8 protein-coding genes are annotated in these 7,883 nt (G+C 61.4%); all 8 read left to right on the top strand.

From position 1 onward, the window contains the following. Positions 1–22: 22 nt before the first annotated feature. The 8 genes from PMI32_RS26945 (at position 23) to PMI32_RS26910 (ending at position 7,850) form a co-directional block, all read left to right on the top strand. The gene (locus PMI32_RS26945) at positions 23–2,296 is read left to right on the top strand and encodes a chemotaxis protein CheA (protein ID WP_008024612.1); all 2,274 of its coding nucleotides are present in this window, start codon (positions 23–25) and stop codon (positions 2,294–2,296) included. Between the two features lie 50 nt (positions 2,297–2,346). Beyond that, positions 2,347–3,477 (top strand): protein-glutamate methylesterase/protein-glutamine glutaminase, encoded by a 1,131-nt coding sequence (locus PMI32_RS26940; protein WP_008024614.1) that lies wholly within the window; start codon positions 2,347–2,349, stop codon positions 3,475–3,477. Then, positions 3,477–4,217: a flagellar motor protein gene (locus tag PMI32_RS26935; protein WP_008024616.1), complete on the top strand. Its 741-nt coding sequence runs from the start codon at positions 3,477–3,479 to the stop codon at positions 4,215–4,217. Before PMI32_RS26940 ends, PMI32_RS26935 begins: the two co-directional genes overlap by 1 nt. 15 nt (positions 4,218–4,232) lie before the next feature. Then, positions 4,233–5,123 carry a flagellar motor protein MotD gene (motD, locus tag PMI32_RS26930; protein WP_008024618.1) on the top strand — a complete coding sequence of 297 codons (891 nt, stop codon included), beginning with the start codon at positions 4,233–4,235 and terminating at the stop codon, positions 5,121–5,123. Between the two features lie 39 nt (positions 5,124–5,162). After that, positions 5,163–5,951, top strand: a complete 789-nt coding sequence (locus PMI32_RS26925; RefSeq protein ID WP_008024619.1) for a ParA family protein — start codon at positions 5,163–5,165, stop codon at positions 5,949–5,951. Between the two features lies 1 nt (position 5,952). Beyond that, on the top strand, positions 5,953–6,897 hold the full coding sequence (locus tag PMI32_RS26920) for a CheW domain-containing protein (protein ID WP_008024620.1): 945 nt from the start codon (positions 5,953–5,955) through the stop codon (positions 6,895–6,897). 74 nt (positions 6,898–6,971) lie between these two features. Continuing rightward, positions 6,972–7,457, top strand: coding sequence for a chemotaxis protein CheW (locus PMI32_RS26915; RefSeq protein ID WP_008024622.1), 486 nt, complete (start codon positions 6,972–6,974; stop codon positions 7,455–7,457). Beyond that, a complete protein-coding gene (locus PMI32_RS26910) occupies positions 7,458–7,850 on the top strand; it encodes a DUF2802 domain-containing protein (RefSeq protein WP_008024624.1) in 393 nt (130 codons plus the stop codon). It abuts the gene before it with no gap. The last annotated feature ends 33 nt before the right edge of the window (positions 7,851–7,883 follow it).

The following is a 7,883-nucleotide window of genomic DNA, read 5'->3' on the forward strand; positions in this document are numbered from 1 at the left end:
AGACCTTAGGAGCACCCCCTTAATGAGCTTCGGCGCCGATGAAGAGATCCTTCAGGATTTCCTGGTTGAGGCCGGCGAGATTCTAGAGCAACTGTCCGAACAGCTGGTCGAGCTTGAAAGCCGACCGGATGATGCGGACTTGCTCAATGCAATTTTTCGCGGTTTTCACACTGTAAAAGGGGGCGCCGGCTTCCTCCAGCTCAACGAGCTGGTGGAGTGCTGTCACATCGCCGAGAACGTGTTTGACATCCTGCGCAAGGGTGAACGTCGCGTCGATTCGGAATTGATGGACGTGGTTCTCGAAGCGCTGGACGCGGTGAACGGCATGTTCAGCGAAGTCCGCGAGCGCGGCCCGATAACGGCCGCCACGCCTGAATTGCTTGCAGCCCTGGCCCGTCTGGCCGAGCCGCAAACCGCCGATCAAGCCGCACCTGTGGCTGAAGTGGTGGAAGAGCCGGCTGCCGAAGCCGAATCAGGCGACATCACCGATAACGAATTCGAACAACTGCTGGACTCGCTGAACGCCGTCAAGGCTCAGGCTGAGGCCCCGGCCGCTGTTGCGCTGCCGGCCAGCGATGCCGCGACCAGCGATGAAATCACCGATGCCGAGTTCGAGTCGTTGCTCGATCAGTTGCACGGCAAAGGCCAGTTCGCCGTCGACGCGGTGGCAACACCCGCTGCGCCTGCCGCACCGGCTGCGCCGAAAGCGCCAGGTGACAGTTCCGACATTACCGACGACGAGTTCGAAGCACTGCTCGATCAGTTGCACGGCAAGGGCAACTTTGCCGTCGACGCGCTGGAATCGGCCATTGCCTCGGTACCGACCCCGGCTGCGCCAACCGCAGCAGCGGCTGGCGGCGATCTGATCTCGGATCACGAGTTCGAATCGCTGCTCGACGAATTGCATGGCAAAGGCAAGTTCACTGAAGTCGGCACCGGTTCCGCCGCCTCTTCGGTAGCAACGCCCGTCGCCAAGGCCCCGGCACCTGTCGCCAAGGCGCCCGAGCCAAAAGCCGAAGCAGCGAAGCATGCTGCCGCCGCTGCACCGAAACCTGCCGCCGCTGCTGCTGCACCGGCGCCTGCCCGTGCAGCAGCCGCGCCGCCTGCGGAAAAACCGGCCAGCGAAGCCGAGACCACCGTGCGGGTCGACACCGCGCGTCTCGACGAAATCATGAACATGGTCGGCGAGTTGGTGCTGGTGCGTAACCGCCTGGTTCGCCTGGGTGCCAACAGCGCCGATGAAGCCATGTCCAAAGCCGTGTCGAACCTCGACGTGGTCACGGCCGACTTGCAAACCGCGGTCATGAAGACCCGGATGCAACCGATCAAGAAAGTCTTCGGGCGCTTCCCGCGTCTGGTTCGCGACCTGGCTCGCCAGCTCAAGAAAGAGATCAACCTGGAGCTGGTCGGCGAAGAAACCGACCTCGACAAAAACCTTGTCGAGGCCCTGGCCGACCCGCTGGTCCACTTGGTGCGCAACTCGGTCGACCACGGTATCGAAGAGCCGGCCGATCGCGAAGCGATGGGCAAACCGCGTAGCGGCAAAGTGATTTTGTCCGCTGAACAGGAAGGCGACCACATCCTGCTGTCCATCTCCGATGACGGCAAGGGCATGGACGCCGACGTGTTGCGCGGCATCGCGGTGAAGAAAGGTTTGATGGACAAGGATGCGGCGGACCGCCTCAGCGAGTCCGACTGCTTCAACCTGATCTTCGCACCGGGTTTCTCGACCAAGACCGAGATTTCCGACGTGTCGGGTCGTGGCGTGGGCATGGACGTGGTGAAAACCAAGATCGCCCAGCTCAACGGCACCATCAATATCTACTCGACCAAGGGCAAAGGCTCGAAGATCGTCATCAAGGTCCCGTTGACCCTGGCGATCATGCCGACGCTGATGGTCATGCTCGGCAACCAGGCGTTCGCGTTCCCGCTGGTGAACGTCAACGAGATCTTCCACCTCGACCTGTCGACCACCAACGTGGTGGACGGTCAGGAAGTGGTGATCGTGCGGGACAAGGCGCTGCCACTGTTCTACCTCAAGCGCTGGCTGGTCAGCTCCGCTGCTCACGAAGAGCAGCGCGAAGGCCATGTGGTGATCCTTTCGGTGGGCACCCAGCGGATCGGCTTCGTTGTCGATCAACTGGTCGGCCAGGAAGAAGTGGTCATCAAGCCATTGGGCAAAATGCTCCAGGGAACCCCGGGCATGTCGGGCGCCACCATCACCGGTGACGGTCGCATTGCGCTGATTCTCGATGTTCCGAGCATGCTCAAGCGTTACGCCGCACGGCGTATTTGATTCTGGGGGAGCGGGGCGACGAAGCCTCGCCCCCGCCTAACGGAGTGTTTATGGTAGTCAAAGTCCTGGTGGTGGACGATTCGGGGTTTTTCCGCCGCCGCGTCTCGGAAATTCTTTCAGCGGATTCGAATATCCAGGTCGTCGGTACGGCGACCAACGGAAAAGAGGCGATCGATCAGGCACTGGCCCTCAAGCCGGACGTGATCACCATGGACTACGAGATGCCGATGATGGATGGCATCACGGCAGTGCGGCACATCATGCAGCGCTGCCCGACCCCGGTGTTGATGTTCTCCTCGCTGACGCACGAAGGCGCCCGGGTCACCCTGGATGCGCTGGATGCCGGCGCGGTGGATTTCCTGCCGAAAAATTTCGAAGACATCTCGCGCAATCCCGAGAAGGTCAAGCAACTGCTGTGCGAGAAGATTCTCAGCATCTCGCGCAGTAATCGTCGTGTCAGCGCCTACAGCGCGCCGGCACCGGTCGCTGCACCCGCGCCGACACCTGCGCCTTCCAGCATCGGCAGTTATGGCAGCAGCGCACCTGCTCGTCCGGCACCGGCACCGATCCCGGCTCGCACATTCGCAGCCAGCCCATCGTCGCCAGCGCCGAAACGCAAAGCCTACAAACTGGTTGCCATCGGTACGTCCACGGGCGGCCCGGTTGCCCTGCAACGGGTTCTGACTCAGTTGCCGGCCAATTTCCCTGCCCCGATCGTGTTGATCCAGCACATGCCGGCCGCCTTCACCAAGGCGTTCGCCGAGCGTCTGGACAAGCTCTGCCGCATCAGCGTCAAGGAAGCCGAGGATGGCGACATCCTGCGTCCGGGCCTGGCGCTGCTGGCGCCGGGTGGCAAGCAAATGATGATCGACGGCCGTGGCGCGGTGAAAATCCTGCCGGGCGACGAACGTCTGAACTACAAGCCGTGCGTGGACATCACGTTCGGTTCGGCCGCCAAGTCCTACGGTGACAAAGTTCTGGCGGTGGTACTGACCGGCATGGGCGCCGACGGTCGTGAAGGCGCGCGCCTGCTCAAGCAGGGCGGCAGCTCGATCTGGGCTCAGGATGAAGCCAGCTGCGTGATCTACGGCATGCCGATGGCCATCGTCAAAGCCGAACTCGCCGATGCGGTGTACGGCCTCGACGATATTGGCAAGCACCTGGTCGAGGCGTGCATCTGATGGACGTACTCAGCCTTATCGGGATCATCATGGCGTTCGTCGCCATCATTGGTGGCAACTTCCTTGAAGGCGGCCATCTCGGCGCGCTGGCCAACGGTCCGGCAGCGTTGATCGTGCTCGGCGGGACCGTCGGCGCGGCGCTGCTGCAATCGCCGATGAGCGCGTTCAAGCGCGCCATGCAGATTGTTGGCTGGATCCTGTTCCCGCCACGCGTGGACCTGGCCGGCGGCGTTGACCGCGTGGTGAACTGGAGCCTGACCGCCCGCAAGGAAGGTCTGCTCGGTCTGGAAGGTATCGCCGACGCCGAACCCGACGCCTACTCGCGCAAAGGCCTGCAACTGCTGGTGGACGGCGCCGAGCCGGAAGCGATTCGCAGCATTCTGGAAGTGGATTTCTATACCCAGGAAAGCCGCGACATCGAAGCCGCCAAAGTCTTCGAAAGCATGGGCGGCTACGCGCCGACCATCGGCATCATCGGTGCGGTAATGGGCCTGATCCATGTCATGGGCAACCTGGCCGATCCGTCGCAACTGGGTAGCGGCATCGCCGTGGCCTTCGTCGCCACCATCTACGGCGTCGCCAGTGCCAACCTGGTGCTGCTGCCGATTGCCGCGAAACTCAAATCCGTTGCATTGCGTCAGTCGCGTTATCGCGAAATGTTGCTGGAAGGCATCCTGTCGATCGCCGAAGGTGAAAACCCTCGCTCTATTGAGTTGAAGCTTCAGGGCTTCATGGATTGATGGGAGACATGGACTATGGCACGCCGTCGACAACCTGAAGAACATGTAAACCATGAACGCTGGCTCGTTTCCTATGCCGACTTCATTACGTTGCTGTTCGCCTTTTTCGTGGTGATGTACTCGATTTCTTCGATCAACGAAGGCAAGTACAAGATCATCTCGCAAGCGTTGATCGGCGTGTTCACCGATTCGGATCGTTCGCTCCAGCCGATCCCCATCGGTGAAGAGCGTCCGAAAACCGTGACCCCGGCCAAGCCGCTGGTCAAGGACAGCGAACAGGTCGATGCCGGCATCGCCGGTGCCAGCGATCCGCTGAAAAGCATTGCCGATGACATCAGCGCCGCGTTCGGCGACTTGATCAGCTCCAACCAGATGACCGTTCGCGGCAACGAGTTGTGGGTCGAGATCGAACTCAATTCCAGCCTGTTGTTCGGCAGCGGCGATGCCATGCCCAGCGACATGGCGTTCAACATCATCGATAAAGTTGCAGTGATTCTGAGGCCGTTCGACAACCCGATTCACGTCGAAGGTTTCACCGACGATCAACCGATCCGCACCGCGCAATACCCGACCAACTGGGAGCTGTCCTCGGCCCGTTCGGCGAGCATCGTGCGGATGCTGGCGATGCAGGGGGTAAATCCTGGTCGTTTGGCGTCGGTGGGTTACGGCGAATTCCAGCCGGTGGCCAACAACGCGACCGCCGAAGGCCGTGCGCGCAACCGTCGTGTGGTGTTGGTGGTGTCACGAAATCTTGATGTCCGTCGCAGCCTCACTGGCACCGGAACCGCTCATGCGCAACCGGATGCCGCGTTGAAGCGTGCTGGCACACAAACTGCACCTGCACCAGTCAAGTCGCCGGGACGAGAGAGCGCCGTCAATTCTCCGTCACCCGCATTAACACGTTGAGCTATTTCCCGGTCGAATCGACCGGGAGGAACAATCCGAATGAGAGTCTGGGCCGTTGCCAATCAAAAGGGTGGTGTTGGTAAAACCACTTCCTCTATCGCTTTAGCCGGGTTGCTGGCTGAGGCGGGCAAGCGCGTGGTCGTGGTCGATCTCGATCCCCACGGCTCGATGACCAGCTACTTCGGTTACGACCCCGACAGCCTGGAACACAGCAGCTACGACCTGTTCCTGCACCGGGGCAGCGTGCCGCAAGGCTTGCCCGGTCAGTTGCTGTTGCCCACCAGTCACGCGAGTATTTCCCTGTTGCCGTCGAGCACTGCGCTGGCGACGCTTGAGCGCCAGTCGCCGGGGCAGAGTGGTTTGGGCCTGGTGATTGCCAAGAGCCTGGCGCAATTGTGGCAGGACTTCGATTACGCGGTGATCGACAGCCCGCCGTTGCTCGGCGTGCTGATGGTCAATGCCTTGGCGGCCAGTCAGCAATTGGTGATTCCGGTGCAGACCGAGCACTTGGCGGTCAAAGGCCTGGAGCGCATGGTCAACACGCTGGCGATGATCAACCGTTCGCGCAAGCAGCCATTGGCATTCAACATCGTACCGACCCTGTTCGACCGGCGCACGCAGGCGTCGCTCGGGACCTTGCGGGTGTTGCGCGACAAGTATCCGGAAGAAATCTGGCAAGGCTACATCCCGGTCGATACGCGTTTGCGCGACGCCAGCCGTGCCGGCGTGACGCCTTCGCAATTCGACGGCAAGAGCCGCGGTGTGCTGGCCTATCGCGCGCTGCTGAAGCACTTGCTGGCGCAGCAATCCGTTGCGCAGGTGGCGTGAGATGAATCGCCCGGTAAAAATCACTTCCCGTCCGCAACTTGCGCTCCAGTCCTATCTGGACAGCTTGTTGATGGACGCGACCGAAGAGTTGCCGCCGGAAATCGAAGCGATTCCCGAGGTGGTCGAGGTTGAAGCGGCGCTGGACGAATTCCAGGCCGCGGTGCTTGAAGAACAGGCGCGCGATGCGCAGAAGCCGGCCGAGAAACCGCCAGCCGTTGCCGCGCCAGTCACCGCACCTGTGGTGAAAGCCCCGGTGGCGCTGATGGAAGCGCCGGCCCCGGCACTGGCGCCGGTATCGACCATCGCTCCGCTGCTGCAAGCGCTCGTTCCGCCGACCGCTCCGCTGCTGCAAGAGCTGGTACCGCCGACCGCACCGCAGTTGCAAGCGCTCGTGCCGCCGATCGTCGAAGTCCATCTGCCGCCGAGCAACACGCCGCCGCCAGTGGAAACCAACGGCCGTCCTGCGTGGGCCGCCGAGCCGTTCGAATGCCTGTTGTTCGATGTCGCCGGGTTGACCCTGGCGGTGCCGCTGGTGTGCCTGGGCTCGATTTATTCCCTGGCCGGTCAGGAACTGACACCGCTGTTCGGTCAGCCGGAATGGTTCCTCGGAATCCTGCCGAGCCAGGCCGGCAACCTGAAAGTGCTCGATACCGCCCGTTGGGTCATGCCCGACCGCTATCGCGATGACTTCCGTCAGGGCCTGCAATACGTTATTTCGGTTCAGGGCTACGAGTGGGGGCTGGCAGTGCATCAGGTCAGCCGCTCGTTGCGCCTGGACCCGAACGAAATCAAATGGCGCACCCACCGTGGTCAACGGCCATGGCTGGCGGGCACGGTGATTGAACACATGTGTGCGTTGCTCGACGTTTCCGAACTGGCCGAGCTGATCGCCAGCGGTGGGGCGAAGCACATGGACGGCGGCAAGCCGTCGCACAAACCGACATAAAAAACACGCGGGGCAAGTGACTTGCCATCGCACTGAACACACACCGCTAGGGCGGTTTTTCGAGGGGTCAGGGTATGAATGATAAGGCGTCGTCTGCAAAAGGTTCCGAAGATCCGATCCTGCAATGGGTAACCTTCAAGCTGGACAATGAAACCTACGGCATCAACGTGATGCGCGTTCAGGAAGTCCTGCGTTACACCGAAATCGCCCCGGTCCCGGGTGCCCCGAGCTACGTGCTGGGCATCATCAACCTGCGCGGCAATGTGGTGACCGTGATCGACACCCGTCAGCGCTTCGGCCTGATGAATGCCGAGATCAGCGACAACACCCGGATCGTCATCATCGAAGCCGACAAGCAAGTGGTCGGGATCATGGTCGACAGCGTGGCTGAAGTGGTTTACCTGCGTCAGTCGGAAATCGAAACCGCGCCGAACGTGGGTAACGAAGAGTCCGCCAAGTTCATTCAAGGCGTGTGCAACAAGAACAACGAATTGCTGATCCTGGTCGAGCTGGACAAGATGATGAGCGAAGAAGAATGGTCGGAACTGGAGAGTATCTGATTGATTCTTGAGGTTGCGGTCATTGTCCTGTTCCTCTTCTGGGCAGGCACGCTGGCAATGTTTCTGGCGTACATTCGCGGTCAGCGGCAGATCGCCGCGCAACAGGCCGAGGGCGATGCGCTGCGCGATCAGCGCATCAAGGACCTGAGTAAACGTGTTGACAACTACCAGAACGGCAGCGTGCGCATGGGTGAAGACCTTCACGAGCTGCGCGCGGTGGTCGGGCCGTTGCCGGACAAGCTGGCTCAGCTTGAACAGCGCGACCCGTCGAGCCTGTCGTTTGCCCAGGCAGCACGCCTGGTCGGAATGGGCGCGAGCGTCGATGAACTGACTCAGTCCTGCGGCTTGACCCAGGCTGAGGCGGAGTTGATGAGCAAGCTGCACAAGAACTGACAGCGCTTTTGTCGGAGCCGGCTTGCTGGCGAT

The sequence above is a fragment of the Pseudomonas sp. GM60 genome (assembly GCF_000282415.1).
In the GTDB taxonomy this organism is placed as follows: domain Bacteria; phylum Pseudomonadota; class Gammaproteobacteria; order Pseudomonadales; family Pseudomonadaceae; genus Aquipseudomonas; species Aquipseudomonas migulae.

What these genes read in the sequence shown, in the direction of transcription:
- PMI32_RS26945 (WP_008024612.1), top strand. Translation starts at nt 23, where the DNA reads ATGAGCTTCGGCGCCGATGAAGAGATCCTTCAGGATTTCCTGGTTGAG.
- PMI32_RS26940 (WP_008024614.1), top strand. Translation starts at nt 2,347, where the DNA reads ATGGTAGTCAAAGTCCTGGTGGTGGACGATTCGGGGTTTTTCCGCCGC.
- PMI32_RS26935 (WP_008024616.1), top strand. Translation starts at nt 3,477, where the DNA reads ATGGACGTACTCAGCCTTATCGGGATCATCATGGCGTTCGTCGCCATC.
- motD (WP_008024618.1), top strand. Translation starts at nt 4,233, where the DNA reads ATGGCACGCCGTCGACAACCTGAAGAACATGTAAACCATGAACGCTGG.
- PMI32_RS26925 (WP_008024619.1), top strand. Translation starts at nt 5,163, where the DNA reads ATGAGAGTCTGGGCCGTTGCCAATCAAAAGGGTGGTGTTGGTAAAACC.
- PMI32_RS26920 (WP_008024620.1), top strand. Translation starts at nt 5,953, where the DNA reads ATGAATCGCCCGGTAAAAATCACTTCCCGTCCGCAACTTGCGCTCCAG.
- PMI32_RS26915 (WP_008024622.1), top strand. Translation starts at nt 6,972, where the DNA reads ATGAATGATAAGGCGTCGTCTGCAAAAGGTTCCGAAGATCCGATCCTG.